This window comes from Bacillus sp. JKS001846, from assembly GCF_900176455.1.
GTDB classification, from domain to species: Bacteria; Bacillota; Bacilli; order Bacillales; family Bacillaceae_G; genus Bacillus_A; species Bacillus_A cereus.
Genome location: NZ_FWYG01000001.1, coordinates 4,967,501 through 4,992,670, shown reverse-complemented (window position 1 = coordinate 4,992,670; position 25,170 = coordinate 4,967,501). Strand labels below are relative to the sequence as shown.

Below are 25,170 nucleotides of genomic sequence, written 5' to 3'. Positions count from 1 at the left end.
CTCACTGTGTATTAGCCCGCACCAATCGGGATAAGATGAAAACTTAATTGGTTTTGTAAAATATAAATTACTTAATGGAATATATATGTTACAATATAGATAGAGGAGGAACATGAATGGCTGTAAGTAAAATAAAAGTCGCGCGTGTTCAGTTAGATTTAACACAGCAACAATTAGCAGAAAAAGTAGGCGTTACAAGGCAAACGATTAGTTTAATTGAGAAGGGGAAATACAATCCATCTTTAGATTTATGTTTAAAAATTTGTTATGCAGTAGATAAAACGTTGAATGATTTGTTTTGGGAGGAAAAGGAGTGGTAGGATGAAAATCGTGAAAGATGAACGTTTAATGATTGAAGGGTTAAAACATATTAGATTAGCTTTCATCTTACAAAATATCGTCATACTAGCTATCGTCTTTTACCGCTATGTCTTGCAAGGGGCAGGATATGAAAGTGTTTCGGATTTATTAATGGTATTTATGGGCGGGATAATAATTATTAACTTTTTAAATCTGAAAAATTCAGTGGAAGTGTATGAGCATACGGGCGGAGTGTCGCGTCGTTATTTTATGAAGCTATTATTCATTCCGGTGGGTATTATTATTGGGATTTTAGCTATTTGTATCGTTGTAACACCAGATATTTCGATAAAGGAAATTAGTATGACAGGACTTATTATGTTTGCTTGTTTTTTAGTTCCTAGTTTGTTTATATACATATATATGAAAAAAATAAAAAGAGAAGATTGAAATATAAGAAAGGCTTTCCCGTATTGAGGAAAGCTTTTCTTATATCTTTTTATACAAAACTTTATGAAGGCCAATTGGTTCAAGTTCAAAAATTTCACCATGCTCCTGAAAGCCTAATCGCTTGTAATAGTCAGTTACAGTAATTCGGCCATTACACCATAACATATTTGCTTGACGCTCTTGTAAGATTTGTTCTGCATTCTGAATTAAGGAGCTTCCAGCGTGGTTGTTTCGAAACTCAGGTAATGTGGCCATTCCTCGTAGACGATAATGAATACCGGCTGGTAGGTCAGGGTATATTTCTTTTGAGAAGGAAGCGATACTAATTAGTTCATCGTTTATAAATGCGCCTAAGTGGAAGGTGTCTGTTTCATAATCGGAAGGATATTTACAATCTGCTAATGTTTGATTGGGGCGTAAAATTTTTTGACGTAATACGTAAGTTTCAGATCCCTCAATATTTTTCACGATAATCATATTAACATCCTTTCTTATAAGGCCTTTTCTGTTAATTGTATAAAGAAATAAGCAGGTGCGGCGAGAAGTCCGAGTATGCTAGCAGTTCCGAGAAGGAGTGAAAGTAGGAGGCAAGAATATTTTATTCCATTCGATTTTTTCCATCCGTAACTACAAATCTCAATACTAACACCGATGAGAATAATGGCAACGAGTATTTCTGCTAATAATAAAAGAGCTAAAGTTACAATAGACATAATGTGATCCATCCTCATAATATGTGATAGTAACATTTTACCATATGAAGTTAAAAAAATGCCCCTCAATTATGTGAGGGGCATTTTTTTACTCTAATATGTTTTTTAGTGTATCGATATGTTCTTTTGAACCTGTTACAAGTAATGTGTCACCGTGTTGTAGTCTTGTATCACCATGCGGTATTAATGCTTTGTTACCGCGGTAGATTTGAATGACAAGTACATCACCTAAAAACGGGAGGCGGCGAAGCGCAACGCCGTTATATTTATTGCTGCGCAGTTCAACTTCACGTACTGTTTCGTTTGCTGTTGTAATTAAGCGAACGAGACTAGGTTTATCAATAAGTGCACGTAATAAAATACGTGTAGAGTTAATTGTTGAGAATACAGCGATATGTTCTTGCGTTGCTTTTTCTTGTAGAAGTGGATCTTCTACACTTGCAATAACATGTTCAACACCTAGCTCTTTTGCATGTTCTGCCAATAATAAGTTTTGTTCATCATCGCTTGTTGCAACAACGACGCGATCTGCATCAAATGCTGTTTGTTCAGTTAATGATGCGATTGTGATGTCATCTAATTTCACGATAGGGAAGTCATGTGATTTCGCTTCTTCATCATTTATTTTGTTTTGACGCATCATATATAGCGTTACGTCATAATCTTCTCGTTTTAAATCTAGTGATAACGGAAGGGTAATTCTGCTCGCGCCAATAATAGCTACTTTTGGTTTTGGTGTTTCTACTTTTGGGAACATTTTTTTAAACAATATAGGTGCAAAAATACAAGTAATAACTGCGCTTAAAATAAGAGAGGCAGATAAACTTGGACTGATGATCTCCAGTTTTTCACCAATTTGTGCAGCCGCAATAACTAAAGAAAGTGTCGATGTTAATAAGATTGCACTTCCAAGTACGATATTACGTGGATACCATTTTCTTAAGACGAGTGATGGTAAGAGTTTCGAAATAAAGAGTCCTACAATTAAGATTGGAATCATTAGCATGCTAGAAGGTTCTTTGAAAATAGACCACACCTCTAGATTTACACCAACCATTACGAAGAAAATAGGGATGAAGAAACCATAGCCGATAGAATCAAGTTTTTCCACCATATCTTCATTTGGTGATAATAACGATACAAGTACACCTGCTAAGAAGGCGCCTAAAATATTTTCTGCTCCAACAGATTCCGATAACCCAACTAAGATTAAAATGAGTGCAAAAACAGCTCGTGTATCAATTTGTACACTACCAGCTTTTAAACTATCTAAGTATGGAATGTTTTTAAAGCGTTTTGCAATAAAGTAAATGACAATACCGGCACCGAATAGAATAAGTAAGAGCCACATACTTTGACCGCTTTCGGAATTTAATCCGACGAAAACAGCGAGTAAAATCATTGTAACTAAGTCTGCAATAACAGCAACTAATAAAATGATTTGTCCGATTGCAGTTTTTCCTAGGTTGTTTTCTTTTAATGTTGGTACAACAACACCTAAAGAAATAGTTGAAATAATTAAAGTCATGAACATTGCATTATCTACAAATCCTAGCCATACGAATAGTAATGATAGGGCATAAGATAAGATGAAAATAAATAAGAAGATAATGCTTGCTACTTGAAATGTATTTGGCTCGTTTGTCGTATTTTTTTTCCCTTTTTGTTTAAAGATAGAAAAATCAATTTCTAAACCGCTTAAGAACATGAGGAAGATAAATCCTAATGTTGATAAAACTTGAAGCCATATATCTGGCTCAATAATATTAAACCCACTTTTACCTACAAAGATTCCTGCAATAATTTCTGCAACGACAACAGGAAGTGCTTTTAATTTAAAGCGTTGTAACAAAAGGGGAACGAAAAACGCGATTGCAACGACAACCATAAGTGATAGAACAGAAGTATGATGTTCCATTGCGTTCTCTCCCTTCAAATAAATATAGTACCTATTTAGCCATATAATAGGTAGAAAAGCAACGCATATGGATTCGATTTCATAAAGAAAGATTTTTCTTAACATTTGTCATAATAAGTATATTTTTCATGATTCTGTTGTTAATTCCGTAATGTGGATGTAATAGGGGAGGGGATAAAAAAAGACTGCTGAGGAATCTCAGCAGTCTTTTTCATGTACATTACATTGAGAAGAAGATCCATACAGTTAAACCAACTGTTGCAGTTGCAACGAAGAAACTGTATATCATTGTAAGAATTTGAACTCTTCCTTCTCCTTCTTTTAAATGCATGAACATAATTAATTGTAACAATGCTTGCGCAACAGCCATTATGATAATAGTTGTTAAGACTGTTGAAAGTGGCAATGTTGTGTAAAGTGCCACGTATAACGCTAGAAACGTTAATGCAAGCGATAAAATAAATCCGAAAACGTGTGACCAAGGGAATCCGCTATGCGCATGCCCGTTTGCTTGATTGTTGTTTTGAGCCATTTACGCCACCATCCCGTTCAAGTAAACTAGTGTGTAAATAAAGACCCAAACTAGATCAAGGAAATGCCAGTATAAGCTGATAATGAATACTTTACGAGCTGTAACTGGTGTTAAACCTCGTTTTAAAATTTGGATAATAACACAAGTTGCCCAAATGATACCGCCTGTTACGTGAGCTCCGTGCGTTCCAAGAAGAACGAAGAATCCAGATAAGAAAGCACTTGTTTGAATTGTTGCGCCTTCACCAATGTACATAATGAACTCTTCGATCTCAAAGAATAGGAAACCTGCACCTAAAAGTAATGTAAGGACGAACCATCCAAGCATCGCTTTTTGGTTATGCTTACGCATTTCATGAATTACGATACCGCATGTAAAACTACTTGTTAAAAGTAGTAATGTTTGAATTAAAAGCGTTTTAAGTTCAAACAATTGCGCTGGTGTTGGGCCATCTGCCGTACGACCAGCAAGGACTAGATAAGAGGCGAAAAGTGTTGCGAACAGCATAATTTCAGCCCCAAGAAAAATCCAGAATCCTAGGATATTCAATCTGCTTTGTTCGGATTGATATTCCAAAGGTAAGCTTTTATCTAAAGCCGCCATGTCATTTCACCTCTCATGCTATATGTTCTGTTTTTTTAATTTCATCAACACTGATATAGTAACCTTCATCATAATCGAATGAACGATAGATTAAGCAAGCTAAAATACCAACTCCACCGATTGCTGCAAGCCAGAACCAGCTAAATACTAATGCGAAACCTGCAAGACCGAAGAATCCAGACGCAATAATAGGCACACCAGAGTTACTTGGCATGTGAATTGGTTTGATATCTTCTGCTGCTGGTGTAACTGTTTCTCCGCGTTTTTTCATGTACCAGAAAGCATCAGCTTCTTTAATTTCAGGAAGCTTCGCGAAGTTGTAATGTTGTACAGGAGAGTGAGTTGCCCATTCAAGTGTACGACCATCCCATGGATCTCCAGTTGTGTCACGTTCACCGTGACGTGCACTCCAAATTACGTTGTAGCAAAGAAGTAGGAAGCCGATACCCATCATTACCGCACCAACAGATGCGATTTGGTTTAGCCATCCCCATCCAAGACTTTCAGAGTAAGTGTACATACGACGAGTCATACCGTCTAAACCTAAGAAGTACATTGGGAAGAAACAGATGTTGAATCCGCTCATAAAGATCCAGAATGTCCATTTACCTAGGCGTTCATTTAACATATGACCAGTCATTTTTGGATACCAGAATGTGAATCCAGCAAGCATAGCGAATACTGTACCTGCGATTAATACGTAGTGGAAGTGAGCGATTAGGAAGTAGCTGTTATGGTATTGATAATCAGCAGCTGCCATTCCAAGCATAACCCCTGTAACCCCACCGACTACGAAGTTTGGAATAAATGCCAATGACCAAAGCATTGGAACTGTAAAACGGATACGTCCTTTATACAGTGTAAACAACCAGTTAAAGATCTTAACACCGGTTGGAATCGAAATCGCCATTGTCGAAATCGAGAAGAATGAGTTAACCGCTGGACCTGCACCCATCGTGAAGAAGTGGTGAAGCCATACGACGAAACTTAGTAAAGAAATTGCAACCATTGAGTATACCATCGCACTGTAACCGAATAGACGCTTACGTGAGAATGTACTAATGATTTCAGAGAAAATACCGAATGCCGGTAAAATAACGATATATACTTCAGGGTGACCCCATACCCAGAACAGGTTGGCCCATAACATCGGCATACCGCCGCTCGCCATCGTAAAGAAGTGAGCATCGAATAGACGGTCAAATGTCATTAATGCAAGAGCAACTGTTAATACTGGGAAAGCGAAAATAATGATAATTGTTGTAATTAAGATTGACCAAGTAAACATTGGCATTCTCATTAAAGTCATACCAGGTGTACGCATTTTTAAGATAGTAACAAGGAAGTTAATACCGGTCATTAGCGTACCGAGACCTGAAATCTGTAATGCAATTGCGTAGTAGTTATTTCCTACGCCTGAAGTAAACTCTGTACCTGCCATTGGGAAGTAAGAAGTCCACCCAGCGTCTGGAGAACCACCGATTACGAAAGCGATGTTGAATAACATTGCTCCGACAAAGAATAACCAGAAACTTAAAGCATTTAAGAACGGATATGCAACATCACGAGCACCAATTTGTAATGGTACTACAAGGTTCATTAATCCCATAACGAATGGCATTGCCATGAAAAGAATCATTACTGTACCATGCGTTGTAAAGATTCCGTTATAGTGTTCAGCGTTTAAATAAGTTGTTTCTGGGAATGTTAACTGTGCACGGATCATTAAACCATCCATACCACCACGGAATAACATGATAACCGCAGAAATAATATACATGGCTCCGATTTTTTTATGGTCAACAGTTGTCAACCATTCGTCCCAAAGCCATTTCCATTTTTTATACTTTGTTAGTACGAAAATGATTGCTAATGTCACAAGAACGATAGAAGCGTCTGCACCGTAAATAATCGGGTCACCTGTGACAAAGAATTCATCAAGCTTCACTGTGTTCACTCCAATCTGTTGGAATAATAGCTATTATTTTTTGTTTTTGTAGTAGTTGTAATCACAATATTCAAGTGATTTTGGATCTACATAACTTAAGTGGTGACTAGAGAACGTCATGCGTCCAACTACACCAGGTTTAATAATTTCGTTGTATTTCTGTTCTGTTAACTTATCAGCAGTTTGTTGTACTTCTTTAACCCACTTGTCATATTTCTCTTTAGTTTTCGCTTCAACTTCGAACTCCATGTGAGTGAATCCTTCACCAGAGAAGTTCGCACTACGACCTAGGTAAGAACCTGGTTTATCAGCTTGTAAATAAAGATCCATAATCATGCCATCCATTGTGTACTTCATACCACCAAGTTCTGGTACCCAGAAAGCATTCATTGGGCCGACAGAAGTCAGTTTGAATTGAATTGGTACACCAGCTGGGATGTTTAAATAGTTAACGGTTTCAATTTTTTCCTCTGGGTAACTGAATAACCATTTCCAGTTTGCAGATGTAACATAAATTTCAACTGGTTTAATATGTTTGGACTCTTTCGGAACCTCTTCCGAAGCATAAGTTGCTTTTACTGTTGGAATCGATAATGCGATAACGATAATAACAGGAACAAGCGTCCAAATAATTTCTAGTAATGTGTTACCGTGTTGTTCAGGTGGCTCATAGTCCATATTCTCTGGTTTTTCACGATAACGAATCAAGATGACTGTAAACAGAATGAATACAATTGCGATAATTAATGACATAAGCAAGAATGACCAAACAATTAAATCATACTGTGCTTTTGCAACAGGTCCTTGCGGATTTAATACTGCGAGTTTTTTATCACAGCCACCGAGGAACAGAAGTAATGATAACGGAAGAAGCGAAGCCAACTTCCAAAACGCTTTCTTTAGTTGCACGATTGAAAATCTCCTTTCTCCTTGGATTGAAACTATGCCAATAAAACAATATAAACCTATTAATTTATAGAAGGCAATAGTTTTTGATATATTGTTAAAAAATAGACACAAATGCACACTTTTTAAGGTGAATATCATTTGTAACTTGATTACATTGTAAACTATTTTCCAGAGAAAAACGTGATTGTGAAAATTTTAAGATAAATAAAGTTATACCAGGATATCCAAGAAATAGAAAAAAGCTATCTTATGATAAGGAAGATAGCTGAATTTTTTGTATATTTAGTTTATTTCTCGTGTGACAGTTCGTGGCTGTTCACGTGTGACAATTTTTTTATATTTAACTTGGTATAAAATGTAACAAATAATCATAAATGGAATGCCACAATAAAGAGCAATTCTTTGATCTGGAATGAAAGCCAAACTAACAAATGTAATGAAATTGAGCGAGAACGCTACGATTGGAACGAGTGGATAGAGCGGTGTACGATATTTTAAATCATTTATGTTGCCACCATTTTTCACGAAATTTCTACGGAAGAAAAACTGTGAAGCGGCGATTGACATCCAAACGACAACGGCAGCCATTGCTGCAATAGATGTTAAAACTAGAAAGACAGTATCTGCCGCAAATACACTTGTTAGTAAGGACAGGCTAGCGAAAATTAGGCTGAAAATTAATGCATTTAGCGGTACACCTTTTTTAGTTAATTTCGTAAATGCTGGGCTTGCCATTCCTTGTTTTGCCATCGCCCACAGCATACGAGAATTTGCATATAGACCAGAGTTAGCAACGGATAATACAGCTGTAATAATAACAAAGTTCATAATATCTGCTGCATATGGGACACCGGCTACATCAAATACAAGTACAAAGGGACTTTCAACTAGATTAGCCTCTTGCCATGGGAGTAAACCTACAACAACTGATATCGCTAAGACGAAGAAGAAGAGAGTTCGCCAAATTGTATTTTTTATTGCTTTTGGAATTGTTTTTTCAGGATTTTCACTTTCTCCTGAAGCGATTCCAATTAATTCTGTTCCTTGGAAGGAGTAATTTACTGTAATCATCGTAAGAAGAACAGCTAATGCACCGTTGGGAAATAGCCCGCCATTTTCAGTGAAATTATGAAGCATTGGAGCTGGCTTTCCATTAAAGTCTAGTAGACCGAACATAACAGCGCCACCAAGCACGATGAAAATGACAATTGTCGCGACTTTTACACTTGCGAACCAAAACTCTGCTTCTGCATATGCTTTTGCTGATAAAGCGTTTACGAGGAAGAGTGCTGCTGCAAATGTAACGCACCAAATCCAGGAAGAAACGTCTGGAAACCAGCGTTTCATTAAAATACTTACAGTTGTTAACTCTACGCCAACTGTAACAGCCCAATTTAACCAATACATCCAACCGACAACAAATCCAAAACCAGGTGAAATGAATTTGCTTGCATAACTTTGGAATGAACCTGCTTCTGGCATAGCAACGGATAATTCACCAAGACATAACATCGTTAAATACATAACAAATCCACCGACTAAAAATGCAAGAATAGCACCACCAGGTCCGGCATTATGGACGATTTGACCAGATCCCATAAATAGCCCGGTTCCGATAACACCGCCGAGTGCAATCATAAATAGGTGTCTACTTTTCATTGTTCGTTTTAAATCTGTTTGTTCAATTTGTTGATTCATATGCCCCTCACCCCGTATTTTCTTGAATGTGTAAACTTCGTTTTATTCTGAGTTTTTAATCATTAGTGGGGGATGCAAAACACACTCGGTTTATTTGCTATGAAATGAATGGAGTATGTAAAAAACGAACTATGACTAAATACTCTAAGAATGTTTGTTAACATGGTGATATCTTCACTATGTTAACAATTTTTATTTTAGCAAAATATTCTGTAAATGTATATTTATTTTTCTTTTTATTAAAAATAATTAGAATTTTTATAATTAATTCTATGAGCGATAATTCACATGATCTTTCTAGCAAACTAGTAAGAAGAAGGGTACAATGATAAGAGATGTATCTGTAAAATAATAATTAATGGAGTTTTGTTTATAATGAAAAAGTTAAAATATCTTTTTGTTTTTGGAATTATACTTGCTGCTGCATTTTTTATAGGAAAAGATAAAATCATGCAAAAGGCGCAAGTTCTACGCTTAGAGTTTCTATCTGAAATGAAAGAAGCAGCTATGATTGAAGATGTTCCGTTTATTAAACAATTACCAGAATTACCTCGAGGATGTGAAGTGACAAGTTTAGCTATGTTGCTGCAATATAAAGGTGTACAAGTAGATAAGATGCAACTTGCTAGCGAAATTCATCGTGTTTCATTTGAACAAAATGGTTTGCGTGGAAATCCTTACGAGGGATTTGTGGGAAATATTTATACAAAGGCAGAGCCTGGATATGGTGTATACAATAAACCAATCTTTGATTTAGCAGAAAAATATGTTCCTGAAAAAGTAATTAATTTAACAGGTAGAGACATGCAAGATATATATAAAGTAATTAGTTCTGGTTCTCCGGTATGGGTCATTATTAATACGACGTTTAAGCCGCTAGCTGAAAGTAGTTTTGAAACATGGAATACGAGTTCAGGCGAAGTGAAAATTACATATTATGAGCATAGTGCAGTAGTAATTGGATATGATCAAAACTTTGTATATGTAAATGATCCTCTTAAAAATAATCCGCGCTTGGCTGTTCCGCGAGCAGAATTTGAGAAAGCTTGGGAGCAAATGGGAAAACAAGCAATTACTATTTTATAATAATGAAAAAGTCATCTTTTGGATGGCTTTTTCTTTTTAGTTTATCATAACTGAAAATTCAGAAGATTCTTTTAAAAGTTAACAATTCACGTTATAATAACATTTAACTTGGTGAAGAAGGGGAGAAGAGAAATGGATGTTGCAAAGGAACTTGTTTTGTCAAAAAATCAGTTAGTTGAGTGGAGAAGGCATTTTCATAAGTATCCAGAGTTATCTTTTCAAGAAGAGAAAACATCGCAGTTTGTGTTCGATATACTTCGGAAATTCCCATATTTAGAAGTGTCACGGCCGACTAAATATAGTGTGATGGCAAAGTTAGTAGGTAAACATCCGGGCAAAACAGTTGCGATTCGAGCCGATATGGATGCTCTTCCTATTCATGAAGAAAATGAGTTTGATTTTATTTCTATATATAAAGGTGTAATGCATGCATGTGGTCATGATGGACATATAGCGATATTACTTGGGGTTGTACATAAGTTAATAGAAGAAAGAGAGAAGATTAAAGGAGAGATTCGTTTTCTATTCCAACATGCTGAAGAGAATTTTCCTGGTGGTGCAGAGGAGATGGTTGCTGCAGGTGTAATGGAAGGTGTGGATTATATTATTGGTGCTCACCTTTGGGCGTCGTTAGAGGTTGGGAAAATAGGTGTTATTTATGGTCCTGCAATGGCTGCACCGGATGTTTTTAAAATTAAGATAGAGGGAAAAGGTGGACATGCTGGAATCCCTCATGAAACGGTGGATAGTATTGCAATCGGAACACAAGTCGTTTCGCAACTTCAGCAAATTATATCTCGCCTCACGAATCCATTAGATTCTCTCGTAATATCTGTTACGCAATTTCATGCGGGGACAACTCATAATGTAATACCAGAGCAAGCCGAGATTGAAGGGACAGTGAGAAGTTTAAGACATGAATTACGAGGTGAAACAGAGAAGAAGATTGAGCGGATTGTGAAGCATATTACGGAATCTTACGGAGCGAAATATACATTTTCATATGAATATGGGTATCGACCAGTTGTAAATGACTATGAAGCTACAGAGCTTATTGAACAAACGGCATTACAACTTTATGGAAGGGATAGAGTTGTTCGTTTACAGCCGACGATGGCTGGAGAAGATTTTTCAGCGTTTTTACAAAAGGCACCGGGGACATTCTTTTTTATCGGAGCGGGAAATAAAGAGAAAGGTATTATATATCCTCACCATCACCCTCGTTTTACGATTGACGAAGATGCATTACCGATTGGAGTGGAAGTCTTTGTATCAGCCATTATGAACTTTATAAGTAAAGGAGAATGAGATGAAGAAAATACACATTCTAGCGCTTATCCCAGTTCTTTGTTTAGTAGTTGGGCCAATATTTGCGAATTCAGTTACTCCTTACGTATTAGGGATGCCATTTTTATTATTTTGGGTATTATTATCAGTGTTTATTACATCTTTTTGTATGGGGCTTGTGTACGTGTTTGATCCTGCTAATAAGGAGGATGTAAAATGACTGCATTACTTATCATTATTTTATTTTTGTTTCTCGCACTATTTTTAGGGATTCGGGCACAACATGGAAAAGATATGAATTTAGAGCAATGGTCAGTTGGGGGAAGAGGGTTTGGCACTATTTTTGTTTTTCTCCTTATGGCAGGTGAAATTTATACGACGTTTACATTTTTGGGAGGAAGTGGCTGGGCGTATAGCAAAGGAGCACCTACCTTTTATATTTTAGGTTATGGCGCTTTAGCTTATCTTTTATCGTATTTTTTATTGCCACCGATTTGGAAGTATGCGAAAGAGCATAACCTTGTTTCACAGTCGGATTTTTTTGCGAAGAAATATAGAAGTAAAGCGCTTGGGATTATTGTTTCAATTGTTGGTGTTGTTTCCATCATCCCATATCTTGTTTTACAGTTAAAAGGACTGGGAATTATCGTTTCAGAAGCTTCTTACGGAAGGGTGTCACCTGTTGTTGCGGTTTGGATTGGTGCTATTGTTATAACTATATATGTAATGGTTTCAGGTATACATGGTTCGGCTTGGACGGCTGCTTTGAAGGATATTATGATACTGTTTATCGTTATGTTTTTAGGTATATATTTACCGTATCATTATTATGGAGGATTTCAGCCGATGTTTGAGGCTGTAGAGGCAGCGAAACCGGGATTTTTATCTTTACCTGAAGAAGGAATGAGTATTTCTTGGTTTGTTTCTACTATTATATTAACGGCCCTCGGTTTTTATATGTGGCCTCATACATTTGCTTCTGCTTTTTCTGCAAAAAATGAAAAAGTATTTCGTAAAAATGCAGCAATTATGCCATTGTATTCTTTAGTTTTACTTTTCGTATTTTTTGCAGGATTTGCTGCTATATTGCAAGTTCCTGGGTTAAAGGGAGCGGATGTAGATCTTTCGTTATTCCGTCTTGCTTTACAAACTTTTGATCCTTGGTTTATTGGAATTATTGGTAGTGCGGGAGTATTAACGGCATTGGTTCCGGGTTCGATGCTTGTTATGGCGGCTTCTACACTGTTAGCGAAAAATATTTATCGAACGATAGTTCCATCTGCTTCAGATAGACAAGTTGCTAAGATGGCAAAATTATTTGTGCCTGTAGTAACGCTCGTGGCAGTTTTATTTACATTTAAAGGAGGAGAAACGATAGGAGCGCTTCTATTAATGGGATACAGTATTGTTACACAACTTTTCCCTGCACTTGTATGTAGCTTGTTTCCACGCCAAATTATTACGAAGCAAGGAGCGATTGCAGGAATAGGAGTTGGGCTGTTAGTGGTCGCATATATTACCTTATCTGGTTCAACTATAGCCACAATGTTTCCGAGTTTCCCGCAGTATATAAAAGATTTGAATGTAGGCATAGTCGCATTGTTAATTAATATGATTGTGATGTTTGTAGTTAGTGGATTTACAAAAAGTGTATCTATAAAGAAAAACAATATAATAGTAGAAAAGTAATTCGTTTATCCCGCATTAACGGGCAGTAAGACCCTCAACTCAAAATTCAGCGGAAGCAAAGAAGTTAGGTAGGGGCCCTGCTGCCTGTAAAAGTCCGATTGGTGAGGGCTGATTAAAGTTTTACTTTATTAGAGCTATCTTTGAAAAGAGATAGCTCTTTTTTGTATATATTTTCTTCAATTAGCGGAATCTAACTAAAAACTTGTTGAAAAGGAAGTTAGGTGGGGAAATTGTTAGAGCTTGAAGGTAACTTATTTGAAGTTATGAAAGAAATTAGGGATGAGTTAGGTTCACCTAATGATTTAACAATTAGAGAAGTTGTTCTTGCTGGGAGTTTTACACGTTGTGCGGTTGTGTTTTTATGTGGGTTAACAGACAAGGATAATGTTTATAAATATGTAGTTCGTACTCTTCAATATGAAGAAGTGCAAAATGAAGCGGCTGTCGTTCAGACGTTATTGGATCGTTTTATTTCTATTGCGGAAGTGGGTAAGAAGACAACGTTTCCGGATATTATAAATGCGATTTTAGCGGGAGATACAGTTATATTAATTGATAATATTCAAACTGCTATCGTTATTAATAGTAGGGCTTGGGAGAAGAGAAGTTTAGAGCCACCAGTGACAGAAGATTTAATACGCGGACCAAGAGTTGGATTAAATGAAGATATTAATGTGAATAAAATGTTAATCCGACGCAGTTTACGCGATCCAAAGTTGAGGTTCCAATCTTATATTATGGGGAAGCGATCGCAGAAAGAAGTAACCCTAGTATATATAGAAGATATTATTAATCCTCACATTGTAAAAGAGTTAGATCGCCGTCTTCAATCAATAGTGACAGATGTTATTTTGGAAACAGGTACGATTGAACAATTAATTCAGGATAATAATTTATCTCCATTTCCACAGTTTTTGAATACAGAGAGGCCAGATAATATTATAGCGTCATTAGCGAAGGGAAAAGCGGCCATTTTAGTAGACGGATCTCCGTTTGCTCTTATTGCACCGCTTGTGTTTGTTGATATTTTTCAATCTGTAGAAGATCATTACGAGCGCTGGGTGATTGGAACGTTACTAAGATTTTTACGTATGGGTTCAGGTATAATCGCGGTTTTGTTACCAGCTATGTATGTAGCACTTGTATCTTATCATCAAGGACTTATTCCTTCTAAACTGGCTTATTCAATTGCAGGTGCGAGGGAAGGTGTTCCGTTTCCAGCATATATTGAAACGTTAATGATGGCCTTGACTATGGAATTAATACGAGAAGCTGGAATCCGATTGCCCAAACCAATGGGACAAACGATAGGGATTGTAGGAGGTCTTGTAATTGGAGAAGCTGCGGTAAATGCAGGGATTGTAAATCCGTTTTTAGTTATTATTATTGCAGTTACTGCGATTGCTACGTTCTCGCTTCCTGTATATAGTATTACGATTACGTTCCGAATTTTACTTTTCGTCTTTGTATTAGCTGCAACGGCTTTTGGACTGTATGGGATCATTCTAGCTCTGATTGCACTTGCTATTCATATTACAAATTTAACAAGTGTTGGTATACCGTATACAACTCCCATTGCTCCTGCATTTTATAAAGATTGGAAAGAAGAATTTATTCGCATGCCAAAATCGATGTTGAAAGATAGACCAGAGTACTTACAAACAAAAGATTCTACAATACGTCCAAAGGAGCGAAAATAAGTGAAACCATTTGAGTATGGCGATGAAGAGATTGGATCTCGGGAAATTGGGTTTGCGGTATCATCGACCATTATTGGTATAGGGGCATTGTCTATGCCGAGAGATATCGCTAACCAAACTTTATTTTCGGACGGTTGGATTATCTTGCTTTTGGGTGGATTGATTTGCGCAGTTTTAGGCTGGTTTGTGACGAGAGTGGCTATCTTATTTCCAAAACAAAATTTTGTTCAATATACGAGTGCGCATTTGACGAAGCCTGTTGCATACACAATTAGTTGTATTTTAGTATTAACGTTTGCTGCTTTGACAGCATATGAATCGCGAATGATTTCAGTTATTTCTCAAACGTATTTATTTAGTGATACACCAATACAACTACTGTCTTTCTTCTTCTTATTAGTTGTTATTTATGGAATAGCAGGATCAAGAGCAGCCTTATTAAGGTTAAATGTTTTATTCTTACCTATTGTTTTAATTGCGATAGTACTTCTTTCTTTATTGAATATAAATTTAATGGAAATAAATAATTTACTACCAGCTTTTCAAACGAAAGTAAGTCAATATGCTGTTGGAGTTAAAAATTCTATTTTTACGTTTATTGGATTTGAAGTAGCTTTATTTTATGCGGTGTTGCTGAATGATAAGACAGCGAAAAAAGCGCCGATGGCAGTCGCGAAAGCGGTGATGGTAAACGTGCTGTCATACATTTTAATTTATGTAACTTGTATTAGTGTTTTTACGTATATGACAACACGTGGATTGACATATCCAACAATTGAATTAGGGAAAGAAATTGAAATTGGTGGAGGATTTTTAGAAAGGTTTGATGCGATTTTTTTTACGACTTGGATTATTACTATTTATAACACGACAGCAATGTACTATGATGTCGCATCTTTATTGTTTTGTGCTATGTTTCCGAAAGTGAAGAAACATATTTTTATTTTCGTAAGTGCCCCAATTATTTTTATGGCGAATATGATACCTAGTAGTTTGAATGCTTTATCAAGTTATGGGACTTATTTAGCTTGGATAGATATGGGGTGTGTTGTGTTAGCACCTTTGCTTGTTTTAATTGTATATAAAATAAAAAGAAGGAATGGTGGAAATGAAACACCTTCTTAAAATTATAATGGTTATGGCTTTAACTGGATTTATGAGTGGGTGTTCTGAGTTAGAAGAGATAGAAGAAAGAGGATTTGTAGTAGGAGCGGCTTACGATATCGTGAAGGAGAAGAAAGCGAATCCAATTATGAAAGGGACCTATCAGATGGTACTCCCCAGTAAATTGTCTCAACAGGGTGGACAAGGGGGTGGGGATAGCGAAAATTATATTAATGTTAGTGCAAAAGCAGATAGTGTATTTGAACAAATAAGAATAATCGCTAAAAAAATTAGCCGTACATTATTTTTCCCTCATATACAAGTGATTATTTTCTCTGAAGAATTACTTTCACATCCATACATTTTACAAAATACGTTAGATGTATATATTCGCGATCATGAAATGAGAAGAAATATTCGTTTGTTCGTTTCTAAGAAAAATGCAGAAGCTATTTTAAAACAAAGTGCCAAGCCTGAAAATTTACCGGCGCAGTATATTGATATGTTAGCTGAACACCCTCCGAAAAATGCCCAAATGATTGAGGCTGCAAGAATTGGGGAGGTACAGGAGAAGATGATCTCTAACCGCAGTTTTGTATTACCTATTCTTGAACTGACAAAACAAGGGGTACAAATGAACGGTGCAGCATTGTTTCGTGGAAAGGATAATAAATGTGTAGGCAATTTGAGTGGGGAAGAAACATTAGGGATGAATTATATAATAGGCAAAAAAATTGGAGGTTTTTTTACGATTCGTAAAAAAAATCAACTTATTACATATGAAATTCATAAGTTGCGTCGAAAAATTAAAGTATCTACAACGAATGCTACAAAACCAAAGTTTGATATTCATTTATCTCTGGAAGGCACATTGGCTGAGTTGCATTTCAGTGATCATAAAAAGGTTTTGAATGAAAAGCGTTTAGAGAAGGATATATCGGAAGAAATGGAGGAGCGTATTCAAAAATCGATTAAGCTTGTTCAAAAAAAATATAAGGTAGATGTATTAGAGTTAGGGGAAGTGTATAAGCGACATAATTATAAAGAGTGGACAAAAATAAGTAAGAATTGGGATCAAGGCGAAAATTACTTTAGTAATGCTGAAATTACTGTTCATGTTCATCCAACAATTGAACATTCAGGTTCAGCTTTACCGAAAAGAGTGAAATAAGGTGATGAAAGTTGTTTACTGGATTAGGAATTAGTTGCACGATATTAATGGCAGTTCTTCCAGGAACTATATATTTTATTCATAAAAAACTCACAACGTATGGAGCACAGCCGTGGAATACTGATGTGCAAAAAAAGAAACCTGAATAATTTCAGGTTTCTTTCGTGCAAAGCATATGTGAAGGGGGATACCTTCTATGTATGCTTTGCTTTATACAAGCCCTAACCAATGTACCAATTGTGTAGAGAGGAATGTAACAACAATGGCGATAACGGTAGGGATTGCAAACGATAAGAATGTCCATTTTGCACTTTTTGTTTCTTTGTATATATTAACAAGTGTTGTTCCGCACGGGAAATGAAGAAGTGAGAACAACATTGTGTTTAACGCTGTTAACCAAGTCCAACCATTTTCTAGGAATAGATTTTTAATTTGATTAAAATCATCTATTTCAGTTAAAGCCCCAGTTGATAAGTAAGACATTAATAAAATTGGGATTACAATTTCATTAGCGGGTAGTCCAAGAATGAATGCAGCTAGAATAAACCCGTCAAGTCCTAACATTTTAGCAAATGGATCTAGGAAGTTTACAAAATACATAAGTAAGCTTGTGTCACCGATAAAAATGTTAGCAAGTAACCAAGTTAATGCAGCCGCAGGGGCAGCAACAACTATAGCTCGTTTTAAAACATAGATTGATTTATCGAGTGTTGCGCGAACAATGGTATTCCAAACTTTTGGCTTGCGGTACGGAGGTAACTCAAGTGTGTAGTGAGTTGGAATCCCTTTTAAGGCTGTCTTTGATAGTACCCAAGAAACAGTTAATGTCATAATAACACCAATTACAACCATTCCAACTACAACGCCAGCAGTAACCAATGTTTGCATACTGCCTGTATAACCAGCAGCCATAAATAGTGAAGCCATTAAAATTAACATAGGCCAGCGACCGTTACAAGGAACGAAGTTGTTCGTTAAAATTGCTAGCATACGTTCACGTGGTGATTCAATGATACGTGTTGACATAATGGCTGCTGCATTACAACCAAATCCCATTGCCATTGTTAAAGATTGTTTCCCGTGTGCGCCGGATCGTTTGAATAAGCGGTCCATATTAAACGCGACACGTGGTAAGTATCCGTAGTTTTCTAATAGCGCGAACATAGGGAAAAAGATTGCCATAGGTGGTAACATAACGCTAATAACAGCACCGATACCACGGAACAAACCAAGTATTAAAATGCCATGTAACCATTCAGGTGCATGCGCTGCTTGGAACCAAGATGTTAAATATCCTTCGGCCCATCCGAAGAATTCGGCAATCATATCAGATGGTACGTTAGCGCCTGCAATTGTAAGATAAAAAATAATAGATAAAATACCGAGCATAATTGGGAATCCCCAGATTGGAGATGTGAAAATTTTATCTAGTTTTTCAGAACGATATAATTTATCAGTATTTGTATATTGGACAGATTCTTTACATATGCTTGCAGATGTTCGGTAAATATCTCCGACTATATCATCTCGTATATCTTCTTTTAAAAGTGTTTGTGCATGTTGAATAATATAGTCTAATGGAAGACCTTTACTGGCTGAGTGAGATTCCATTAATTACGACCTCCCTTACAAGTGGTTCATTATGGTGTTTTTGAAGTGTAGTTAAGAAATTTTTATCTCCATCTAATATACGTAACGCAATCCAACGTGCTGGATACGTATCACCGAACACTTTATAAATTTGTGGTTCTAATTCCTGAATCATATTTTCAATTTTTTCGCTGTAAGTAATTTTAATTGGTGTTGGAATTAGTTTTTTATTTGCTACTCTTGCAATAACATTTAGCAAATGACCAATACCTACTCGGTTACGTGCTGAAATTTTAACGACAGGTACACCAAGTGATTTTGCTAATTTCTTTTCATCGATAACAATCCCTTTTTTCTCGGCTTCATCAATTAAGTTAATGCAAATGACTACATTATTTGTCATCTCCATCACCTGGAGTGCTAAATTTAAATTTCTTTCCATAGCAGTTGCGTCTATAACAACTACAGTTACTTCTGGTTTTTCAAATATAATATAATCCCTCGCTACTTCTTCGTCTGCGGAATTTGAGTATAGTGAGTAAGTTCCCGGTAAATCTATTAATGTATAATTACTTCCGTTATGTTCATATTCTCCTTCAGCTTTTAAAACAGTTTTTCCCGTCCAGTTTCCAGTATGTTGTTTTAAGCCTGTTAAAGTATTAAATAATGTACTTTTCCCTGTATTCGGGTTACCAGCTAAAGCGATACGATGTTTGCTCATCTGAAATCATCTCCTATTAATACCCCGAAAATAAGGGAGCTTTCTTCTTTACGCAGTGCAATAGTTGTGTTGCTCACTTGATAAGCGACCGGATCTCCAAGTGGACTGCGTTGCAATACTTTAATCGTCGCCCCCGGGATAAATCCCAAATCTAATAAGCGTCGTTTCATAGTTCCTTCTAATTGTATCTTCTCAATTTGTACAAACTCTCCTATTTTAAATTCGGAAAGTGGTTTTATATTAGCCGATACCATAAAAGTTACCTCATCTCTATATTTTTAGTTTGAGTTTAAAAAGTTTCCTAAGGTAAACTTTTTGTTAGTAATATAGTAGACTACATTGGATTATGTTGTCAATTAGTACTTTAAAAATATTCATTTATTTTTAGAATTGTTCCAATTTATTTAGTTGTACTAAAAAATATTACTGAAATTATTTTTAATGTGCATAAATTAGGTGTGTAAAAATTACAAAATACAGCGGAATTGTAAATGTAACTTTAACGAAAAGGGAAAAAGAGAGAAAAACATTTACATTGAATTTACATTGTTAAGAATATATTTACATTGCAGCGTAGTTAGTGTGGTTTTTGTTGGGTTATTTAACTATAAATGTTGGGATTTCTAGCTTTTAAGGATTATTATCGTCATTTACTTAAAATTAAAAATTGCTTAACACTCACATAATATTGTTGTCCTACAATGAATTTGTGTTCGAAAGAAAATGAATTCGAAAAGTGATAATCCAAATGGGGGTACAAGACATGGTTATGAAAAAAGGTATTAAATTTTCTTTAGCAGCTTTAGTGGTAGCAGGAGCATTAGTTGGTTGTGGGAAAGCAGAAGATACAACTAGTAAAGAAACTGCTAAAGGAAGCGATAATACAAAACAAGAATTATCAGGTACGATTGCAGCGGCTGGTTCTACAGCTCTTCTACCTCTTGCGGAGGAAGCTGGAAAGAAATTCATGGAGAAAAATTCAAAAGTTTCTATTCAAGTTCAAGGTGGCGGTAGTGGAACTGGGATTAACCAAGTAGCATCTGGTGCAGTGCAAATTGGTAATTCGGATGTTCCGTCCGGAGATAAAATAAAAGATGCTGAAAAGGCGAAAGAATTAGTAGATAACAAGGTAGCGGGTATTGCATTCGCTCTTGTCGTAAATAAAGATGTAAAAGTTGATAACTTAACAATGCAACAAGTACAAGATATCTTCACTGGAAAAGTAACAAACTGGAAAGAAGTAGGCGGAAAAGATGAAAAAATCAATGTAATTAATCGTCCGGCTTCATCTGGTACACGTGCTACATTTGAAAAAACGATTATGAAAGACGCGAAAATTAATGATGGAACTGGTACAACACAAGATTCTAACGGTGCAGTAGAGCAAGCGATTAACTCTACTCCTGGTTCGGTGAGTTATTTAGCAATGTCTTACATGGTCGGCGAGAAAAAAGGCGCACTACAAACAGTGAAAATTGATGGTGCTGAACCGAAAGTTGAAAACATTGCGTCTGGTAAATATCCATTCTGGTCTTACGAATATATGGTAACAAAAGGTGAAGCGAAGGAAGCGACGAAAGCTTACATCGATTATGTAAAAGGTAAAGATTTTGAAAAGCAAGTAGAAGATATGGGCTACATTCCAATGTCTAAATTAAATAAGTAATAAAATTTTATGGGGCTGGCTGCAAGGCCAGTCCTGTTCATTTCAATCTGTGAAGTGGGGTCTGTCCTGTGATGAAGGGGAAAAAACAAATTAATTACGTAAAAAGTGAATATATAGGAAGATCACTTGTTACGTTTTGTGGTATTTTTATTGTTTTAATTACATTAGCTATTATTGCGTTTATTTGTGGGAAAGGTATTCAATCTTTTACACAAAGTGGTATCTCATTTACTGAGATGTTAACATCGACAAAATGGAATCCAAATGCTGATCAAGGATCCTTCGGGGCTTTAATTTTCATTGTAGGTTCAACGGTGGTTTCGTTAGGTGCGGTTATTATTAGTGCACCAATTGCTATAGCTCTTGCTATATTCATGAATTTAATTTCGCCAAAGTTTGGAAATAAAGTATTGAAGCCTGTTCTAGAATTGTTAGTTGGTATTCCTTCGGTTGTATACGGATTATTAGGTGTTACGATTTTAGTACCACTATTACGTGATTCGTTTGGGGGAGTAGGCTTTAGCTTAATTGCAGGTATTGTTGTATTAAGTATTATGATTTTACCTACTATTGCTAGTATCGCTTCTGATGCAATACGTTCTGTTCCATTTGATTATTTAGAAGCTTCTTATGGTCTAGGATCAACGAAATGGCAAGCGATTAGCCGAGTAATTGTTCCTGCTGCGAAGAAAGGGATTTTAACAGGTGTTGTTTTAGGTTTAGCGCGTGCTTTTGGTGAAGCGCTAGCGGTTCAAATGGTAATCGGGAATACGATTAAATTACCAGAAGGAATATATAGTCCGACAGCGACGTTAACTGGTATTTTAACAATGGACATGACGAATACATTGAACGGAACTGCTTGGAACAATGCGCTATGGACTTTAGCGATGATTTTACTTGTTATTTCATTCCTGTTTATTTTAGTAATTCGAGCGATTGGGCAAAGAGGTGAGCGATAATAATGAATGCAAGAACGGTAAATAAAGTTTGGACAGGTATCTTTTATGCGGTTGCAGCTTTAGTTGTAGCTTTGCTAGTGTTCTTAGTATTTGAAATTTTACAAAAGGGATGGGGATTTTGGGATCCTAATTTCTTGTTTGGAGAACCAAGCAATACAAGAGCTGGTGGTGGGATTGGTCCGCAGTTATTCAATTCCTTCTACATGCTTGTTATAACGCTTATTATATCTATTCCTCTTGGATTAGGTGCTGGAATATATTTAGCAGAGTACGCAAAACAAGGACGTTTTTTAAATTTTGTTCGTCTATGTATAGAGACGATGGCGTCTTTACCTTCTATTGTTGTTGGTTTATTTGGTTTGTTAGTGTTCGTTACAATGACAGGTTGGGGATACACAGTAATGGGTGGTGCTCTTGCTTTAACTATTTTAAATTTACCAGGTTTAACGCGTGTTTGTGAAAATGCGATTTCAGAAGTTCCTCATAATGTAAAAGAGGCAAGTCTTGGATTAGGTGCAACGAAGTGGCAAACAATCGCTCGTATTATTATCCCATCGTCATTACCACAAATTATTACAGGGATTATTTTAGCGGCGGGTCGTATATTTGGGGAAGCGGCAGCATTAATTTACACAGCGGGTTTAACATCCCCGATTTTAAATTCAGCAGCGGATTTATCAAGTCCTGCGCATCCTTTAAATCCGTTTAGACCAGCTGAAACATTAGCGGTTCACATTTGGAAATTAAATTCTGAAGGAGTTATTCCAGATGCGAAGTTGATTGCGACAAAATCTGCAGCTGTATTAATTATTATGGTATTACTATTCAATGTTATTTCACGCTTGATAGCATCTATATTACACAAGCGCTTTACAGGAACGAAAAGAAAAAGTAAAACAACGAAAAAGGTAAAAGCGGCATAAATTATAAAGAAGAACTCTCTATTTATAGGTAGGGGGTTCTTTTGTATTTTAATATAGAAGGAATGGATGTAATGATTGTTGAATTTGTGATTAATTATAAAGAAGAACAGATGTAATTTGGATTGTGGATTCTAGTAAACCTATAGAGCAATATGTGGAAAAAATGATGGATTTTATGAATAAATAGAGAGAAGGCGTTATCTTCATTTGTGAAGGTAACGCCTTTTGTTTTTAAATATCAGGTGTTTCTGTAGAAGTGCTTATTTTCCTACGGGAGCGTCTTTTTCTCCCGATTTTATCTAATAGTTCATACATAACTGGAACGACTACTAATGTAAGAGCAGTTGAGACTGCCAAACCGCCGATGACGACGACGGCTAAACTTTTTGATACCATACTTCCTGCTTGGGATTGGCCAAATAGGAGTGGGAGCATAGCAACGATTGTTGTAATAGCTGTCATAATAATTGGGCGTAGTCTAGTAGAACCTGCTTCAAGTAAGGCTTCTCTAGTTTCCATTCCGTGTTCCCGATTTTGTTGGACTCTTTCTATTAATACAATAGCGTTTGTAACAACAATCCCGATTAACATTAATGCGCCGATCAAGGAATTTACATCAACAGGTGTTCGTGAAATGATTAATCCTAAAATACCACCGACAGCAGCTAACGGTAAGGAGAATAGGATTGCAAAAGGAGCACGTGCTTGCCCGAAGGTGATAACCATAATTAAATATACAATCCCGATTGCAATCCCCATAATTTTGAATAAATCTGTAAAATTCTCTTGCATAGATTCAGTAGCTCCTGCGATATTTACTTTTGCACCACTAGGTAAATCTAAGTCAGTCATCGCTTTATTTACTGCTGTGTTTACTTTACTCAAATCTTCATTTGAAGCTTCGGCTGTAATTTGGATTGTTTCTTTTCCGTCTTTATGGAAAATTTCTGTTTGCGTTTGTTTTTCTGAAATAGTTGCGATGTCTTTTAAAGGTATTGGTCCATTAATAGGTGATAGTATGTTTGTATTTAAAATATCTTCTTGTTTATTAATGTTTTCTTTTTTGTGTTCTATCATAATAGTAGCTTTTTCGTTATTAATTGTAATTTCGCCAATAGGTGATTTCTTCATAAGGAATGCTACTTGTTGCGCAGCTATTTCTGGTGTTAAACCTAGTTGTTCAGCCTTTGTTTGATCAATATGAATTTGCCATTCTTTTTTAGAGTCTTCTAAATTTGTTTTTACTTTAGAAAGATCATCCATGCTTTTTAGTTTTGTTTCAACGATAGTAGCCGCCTCTTTTAAATCCGCTTCGTTAGTAGCTGTTACGTTAAATTGTAAGTTATTGCCGCCGCCAGAGCTTGAATAACTTGTTTTTATATAATCAAGTTCAGCAGGCTCAAAAGTTTTATTTTCCTTTTTTAACTCTTTAATATATTGATCAATATCAGAACCTTTTTTAAAGACTACGAATATACTAGCGAGGTTATTTTTAGTTGTTTGCCCCCATTGTGCATCTTCTGCGCTAGATCCCATTCGTAAAATAACGTCTGTTATATCTGAATTAGAAAGTAATTTCTTTTCAAAATCAAATGCTTTTTGTTTTTGAGATTCAGCATTATAATCGGCTGGAAATGTCATGTTAATAGATAACATTGTGTCGTCTTCAGATTTTATGTTTGCTTTCGGTAGTAATATATAAGCTGCAATTGATCCTACAAATAATAAAAATGCAGTAAGTAGAATAATGAATTTATGAGAAAGAGCCCACTTTAATGTAGCGACATATCGTGATGAAGAATTTGGCTTTCGATGCTTTGTTTTTTTGAGTAGTAAAAAAGCCATAAGTGGAACAACTGTTAGTGCAACGATTAAGGATGATAGTATAGAATATACAACTGCTAATACCATAGGTAACATTAATTTTCCGATTGCTCCCGCTACGAGGCCGATAGGTAAAAAAACAGCGACCGTTGTTAAAGTAGAAGAAGTAATTGCGACTGCGACTTCTTTCGTTGCATCGAGAATGATATCTTTAGAGAAAGAATCTTTTTGTAAACGGCGGAAAATATTCTCGATGACAACGATACTATCATCGACGAGACGTCCAACCGCAACAGCTAAACCACCGAGGGTTAAAATGTTAAGCGTAATGTTAGATTGATGTAGTAAAAAGAGTGTTAATAAAATAGATAATGGA

Annotated in this window: 25 protein-coding genes (1 of these 25 running past the window's edge); 13 read left to right on the top strand and 12 right to left on the bottom strand. The window is 36.1% G+C overall.

Features of this window, described 5'->3' with window-relative positions:
- Nucleotides 1-116: 116 nt before the first annotated feature.
- Together B9A45_RS26820 and B9A45_RS26815 are read left to right on the top strand one after the other, a co-directional pair.
- Nucleotides 117-320 carry a helix-turn-helix transcriptional regulator gene (locus tag B9A45_RS26820; protein WP_000301183.1) on the top strand — a complete coding sequence of 68 codons (204 nt, stop codon included), beginning with the start codon at nt 117-119 and terminating at the stop codon, nt 318-320.
- Between the two features lies 1 nt (nt 321).
- Nucleotides 322-750 (top strand): hypothetical protein, encoded by a 429-nt coding sequence (locus tag B9A45_RS26815; RefSeq protein ID WP_000706629.1) that lies wholly within the window; start codon nt 322-324, stop codon nt 748-750.
- 39 nt (nt 751-789) lie between these two features.
- Here the strand turns inward: B9A45_RS26815 and B9A45_RS26810 are convergent, their stop codons facing one another.
- From B9A45_RS26810 to B9A45_RS26775, 8 genes are all read right to left on the bottom strand, one after another.
- Nucleotides 790-1,227: a GNAT family N-acetyltransferase gene (locus tag B9A45_RS26810; protein WP_000587682.1), complete on the bottom strand. Its 438-nt coding sequence runs from the start codon at nt 1,225-1,227 to the stop codon at nt 790-792.
- Nucleotides 1,228-1,241: 14 nt separating this feature from the next.
- On the bottom strand, nt 1,242-1,499 hold the full coding sequence (locus B9A45_RS26805; RefSeq protein ID WP_044129536.1) for a DUF4022 family protein: 258 nt from the start codon (nt 1,497-1,499) through the stop codon (nt 1,242-1,244).
- 52 nt (nt 1,500-1,551) lie between these two features.
- On the bottom strand, nt 1,552-3,381 hold the full coding sequence (locus tag B9A45_RS26800) for a monovalent cation:proton antiporter family protein (RefSeq protein ID WP_000399972.1): 1,830 nt from the start codon (nt 3,379-3,381) through the stop codon (nt 1,552-1,554).
- 220 nt (nt 3,382-3,601) lie between these two features.
- On the bottom strand, nt 3,602-3,913 hold the full coding sequence (gene qoxD / locus B9A45_RS26795) for a cytochrome aa3 quinol oxidase subunit IV (RefSeq protein WP_000068425.1): 312 nt from the start codon (nt 3,911-3,913) through the stop codon (nt 3,602-3,604).
- Nucleotides 3,914-4,516: a cytochrome aa3 quinol oxidase subunit III gene (gene qoxC, locus B9A45_RS26790; protein WP_000729318.1), complete on the bottom strand. Its 603-nt coding sequence runs from the start codon at nt 4,514-4,516 to the stop codon at nt 3,914-3,916.
- A 13-nt stretch (nt 4,517-4,529) separates the two neighbouring features.
- Entirely contained in the window at nt 4,530-6,464 is a 1,935-nt protein-coding gene (gene qoxB, locus B9A45_RS26785) for a cytochrome aa3 quinol oxidase subunit I (protein WP_000762367.1), read from the bottom strand.
- Nucleotides 6,465-6,497: 33 nt separating this feature from the next.
- The gene (locus tag B9A45_RS26780) at nt 6,498-7,373 is read right to left on the bottom strand and encodes a cytochrome aa3 quinol oxidase subunit II (RefSeq protein WP_001176166.1); all 876 of its coding nucleotides are present in this window, start codon (nt 7,371-7,373) and stop codon (nt 6,498-6,500) included.
- Nucleotides 7,374-7,655: 282 nt separating this feature from the next.
- Nucleotides 7,656-9,071, bottom strand: a complete 1,416-nt coding sequence (locus B9A45_RS26775; protein WP_084065495.1) for an amino acid permease — start codon at nt 9,069-9,071, stop codon at nt 7,656-7,658.
- Nucleotides 9,072-9,446: 375 nt separating this feature from the next.
- Between B9A45_RS26775 and B9A45_RS26770 the strand changes: the two genes are divergently transcribed.
- The 8 genes from B9A45_RS26770 (at nt 9,447) to B9A45_RS32375 (ending at nt 17,257) form a co-directional block, all read left to right on the top strand.
- Nucleotides 9,447-10,157, top strand: a complete 711-nt coding sequence (locus tag B9A45_RS26770; RefSeq protein WP_084065492.1) for a C39 family peptidase — start codon at nt 9,447-9,449, stop codon at nt 10,155-10,157.
- Between the two features lie 132 nt (nt 10,158-10,289).
- Nucleotides 10,290-11,465, top strand: coding sequence for an amidohydrolase (locus tag B9A45_RS26765; RefSeq protein WP_084065490.1), 1,176 nt, complete (start codon nt 10,290-10,292; stop codon nt 11,463-11,465).
- A 1-nt stretch (nt 11,466) separates the two neighbouring features.
- Nucleotides 11,467-11,664, top strand: coding sequence for a DUF3311 domain-containing protein (locus tag B9A45_RS26760; protein ID WP_000719833.1), 198 nt, complete (start codon nt 11,467-11,469; stop codon nt 11,662-11,664).
- Complete coding sequence (locus B9A45_RS26755) at nt 11,661-13,133, top strand: sodium:solute symporter family protein (RefSeq protein WP_000125929.1); 1,473 nt, start codon at nt 11,661-11,663, stop codon at nt 13,131-13,133. Before B9A45_RS26760 ends, B9A45_RS26755 begins: the two co-directional genes overlap by 4 nt.
- A gap of 221 nt (nt 13,134-13,354) precedes the next feature.
- Entirely contained in the window at nt 13,355-14,833 is a 1,479-nt protein-coding gene (gene gerLA, locus B9A45_RS26750; RefSeq protein WP_139147433.1) for a spore germination protein GerLA, read from the top strand.
- Nucleotides 14,834-15,958 carry a spore germination protein GerLB gene (gene gerLB / locus B9A45_RS26745; RefSeq protein ID WP_000801992.1) on the top strand — a complete coding sequence of 375 codons (1,125 nt, stop codon included), beginning with the start codon at nt 14,834-14,836 and terminating at the stop codon, nt 15,956-15,958.
- On the top strand, nt 15,942-17,108 hold the full coding sequence (gene gerLC / locus B9A45_RS26740) for a spore germination protein GerLC (RefSeq protein WP_000681627.1): 1,167 nt from the start codon (nt 15,942-15,944) through the stop codon (nt 17,106-17,108). The genes gerLB and gerLC overlap by 17 nt, the downstream gene beginning before the upstream one ends.
- Nucleotides 17,109-17,119: 11 nt before the next feature.
- Nucleotides 17,120-17,257: a hypothetical protein gene (locus B9A45_RS32375; protein WP_000493997.1), complete on the top strand. Its 138-nt coding sequence runs from the start codon at nt 17,120-17,122 to the stop codon at nt 17,255-17,257.
- A 61-nt stretch (nt 17,258-17,318) separates the two neighbouring features.
- Here the strand turns inward: B9A45_RS32375 and B9A45_RS26730 are convergent, their stop codons facing one another.
- The 3 genes from B9A45_RS26730 to B9A45_RS26720 are packed head-to-tail and all read right to left on the bottom strand — an operon-like array spanning nt 17,319 to nt 19,673.
- Entirely contained in the window at nt 17,319-18,719 is a 1,401-nt protein-coding gene (locus tag B9A45_RS26730; RefSeq protein WP_084065487.1) for a nucleoside recognition domain-containing protein, read from the bottom strand.
- Nucleotides 18,697-19,419 carry a FeoB small GTPase domain-containing protein gene (locus B9A45_RS26725; RefSeq protein ID WP_000033868.1) on the bottom strand — a complete coding sequence of 241 codons (723 nt, stop codon included), beginning with the start codon at nt 19,417-19,419 and terminating at the stop codon, nt 18,697-18,699. The genes B9A45_RS26730 and B9A45_RS26725 overlap by 23 nt, the downstream gene beginning before the upstream one ends.
- Nucleotides 19,416-19,673: a FeoA family protein gene (locus B9A45_RS26720; RefSeq protein WP_000252982.1), complete on the bottom strand. Its 258-nt coding sequence runs from the start codon at nt 19,671-19,673 to the stop codon at nt 19,416-19,418. The genes B9A45_RS26725 and B9A45_RS26720 overlap by 4 nt, the downstream gene beginning before the upstream one ends.
- A gap of 509 nt (nt 19,674-20,182) precedes the next feature.
- Between B9A45_RS26720 and B9A45_RS26715 the strand changes: the two genes are divergently transcribed.
- From B9A45_RS26715 to pstA, 3 genes are all read left to right on the top strand, one after another.
- The gene (locus tag B9A45_RS26715) at nt 20,183-21,085 is read left to right on the top strand and encodes a phosphate ABC transporter substrate-binding protein PstS family protein (RefSeq protein WP_000245109.1); all 903 of its coding nucleotides are present in this window, start codon (nt 20,183-20,185) and stop codon (nt 21,083-21,085) included.
- Nucleotides 21,086-21,156: 71 nt separating this feature from the next.
- Nucleotides 21,157-22,047, top strand: coding sequence for a phosphate ABC transporter permease subunit PstC (pstC, locus tag B9A45_RS26710; RefSeq protein ID WP_000676676.1), 891 nt, complete (start codon nt 21,157-21,159; stop codon nt 22,045-22,047).
- A 2-nt stretch (nt 22,048-22,049) separates the two neighbouring features.
- Nucleotides 22,050-22,970, top strand: coding sequence for a phosphate ABC transporter permease PstA (pstA, locus tag B9A45_RS26705; protein ID WP_000994140.1), 921 nt, complete (start codon nt 22,050-22,052; stop codon nt 22,968-22,970).
- Between the two features lie 231 nt (nt 22,971-23,201).
- On the opposite strand, the gene B9A45_RS26700 is transcribed toward pstA, so the two are convergent.
- On the bottom strand, nt 23,202-25,170 hold the 3' portion of the coding sequence (locus B9A45_RS26700) for an efflux RND transporter permease subunit (RefSeq protein WP_000375534.1). Its footprint extends 1,076 nt past the window's final position; 1,969 of the gene's 3,045 nt are visible here — the last part of the coding sequence; its start codon lies beyond the right edge, outside the window — the gene reads right to left on this strand; it ends in the stop codon at nt 23,202-23,204.

Coding starts and splice junctions, on each gene's coding strand:
- B9A45_RS26770 (WP_084065492.1), top strand. CDS start 9,447: ATGAAAAAGTTAAAATATCTTTTTGTTTTTGGAATTATACTTGCTGCT.
- B9A45_RS26815 (WP_000706629.1), top strand. CDS start 322: ATGAAAATCGTGAAAGATGAACGTTTAATGATTGAAGGGTTAAAACAT.
- B9A45_RS26800 (WP_000399972.1), bottom strand. CDS start 3,381: ATGGAACATCATACTTCTGTTCTATCACTTATGGTTGTCGTTGCAATC.
- qoxC (WP_000729318.1), bottom strand. CDS start 4,516: ATGGCGGCTTTAGATAAAAGCTTACCTTTGGAATATCAATCCGAACAA.
- B9A45_RS26720 (WP_000252982.1), bottom strand. CDS start 19,673: ATGGTATCGGCTAATATAAAACCACTTTCCGAATTTAAAATAGGAGAG.
- B9A45_RS26805 (WP_044129536.1), bottom strand. CDS start 1,499: ATGTTACTATCACATATTATGAGGATGGATCACATTATGTCTATTGTA.
- B9A45_RS26765 (WP_084065490.1), top strand. CDS start 10,290: ATGGATGTTGCAAAGGAACTTGTTTTGTCAAAAAATCAGTTAGTTGAG.
- pstC (WP_000676676.1), top strand. CDS start 21,157: ATGAAGGGGAAAAAACAAATTAATTACGTAAAAAGTGAATATATAGGA.
- gerLC (WP_000681627.1), top strand. CDS start 15,942: ATGAAACACCTTCTTAAAATTATAATGGTTATGGCTTTAACTGGATTT.
- B9A45_RS26760 (WP_000719833.1), top strand. CDS start 11,467: ATGAAGAAAATACACATTCTAGCGCTTATCCCAGTTCTTTGTTTAGTA.
- B9A45_RS26730 (WP_084065487.1), bottom strand. CDS start 18,719: ATGGAATCTCACTCAGCCAGTAAAGGTCTTCCATTAGACTATATTATT.
- B9A45_RS26775 (WP_084065495.1), bottom strand. CDS start 9,071: ATGAATCAACAAATTGAACAAACAGATTTAAAACGAACAATGAAAAGT.
- B9A45_RS26725 (WP_000033868.1), bottom strand. CDS start 19,419: ATGAGCAAACATCGTATCGCTTTAGCTGGTAACCCGAATACAGGGAAA.
- B9A45_RS26820 (WP_000301183.1), top strand. CDS start 117: ATGGCTGTAAGTAAAATAAAAGTCGCGCGTGTTCAGTTAGATTTAACA.
- pstA (WP_000994140.1), top strand. CDS start 22,050: ATGAATGCAAGAACGGTAAATAAAGTTTGGACAGGTATCTTTTATGCG.
- B9A45_RS26715 (WP_000245109.1), top strand. CDS start 20,183: ATGGTTATGAAAAAAGGTATTAAATTTTCTTTAGCAGCTTTAGTGGTA.
- qoxD (WP_000068425.1), bottom strand. CDS start 3,913: ATGGCTCAAAACAACAATCAAGCAAACGGGCATGCGCATAGCGGATTC.
- B9A45_RS26755 (WP_000125929.1), top strand. CDS start 11,661: ATGACTGCATTACTTATCATTATTTTATTTTTGTTTCTCGCACTATTT.
- B9A45_RS26810 (WP_000587682.1), bottom strand. CDS start 1,227: ATGATTATCGTGAAAAATATTGAGGGATCTGAAACTTACGTATTACGT.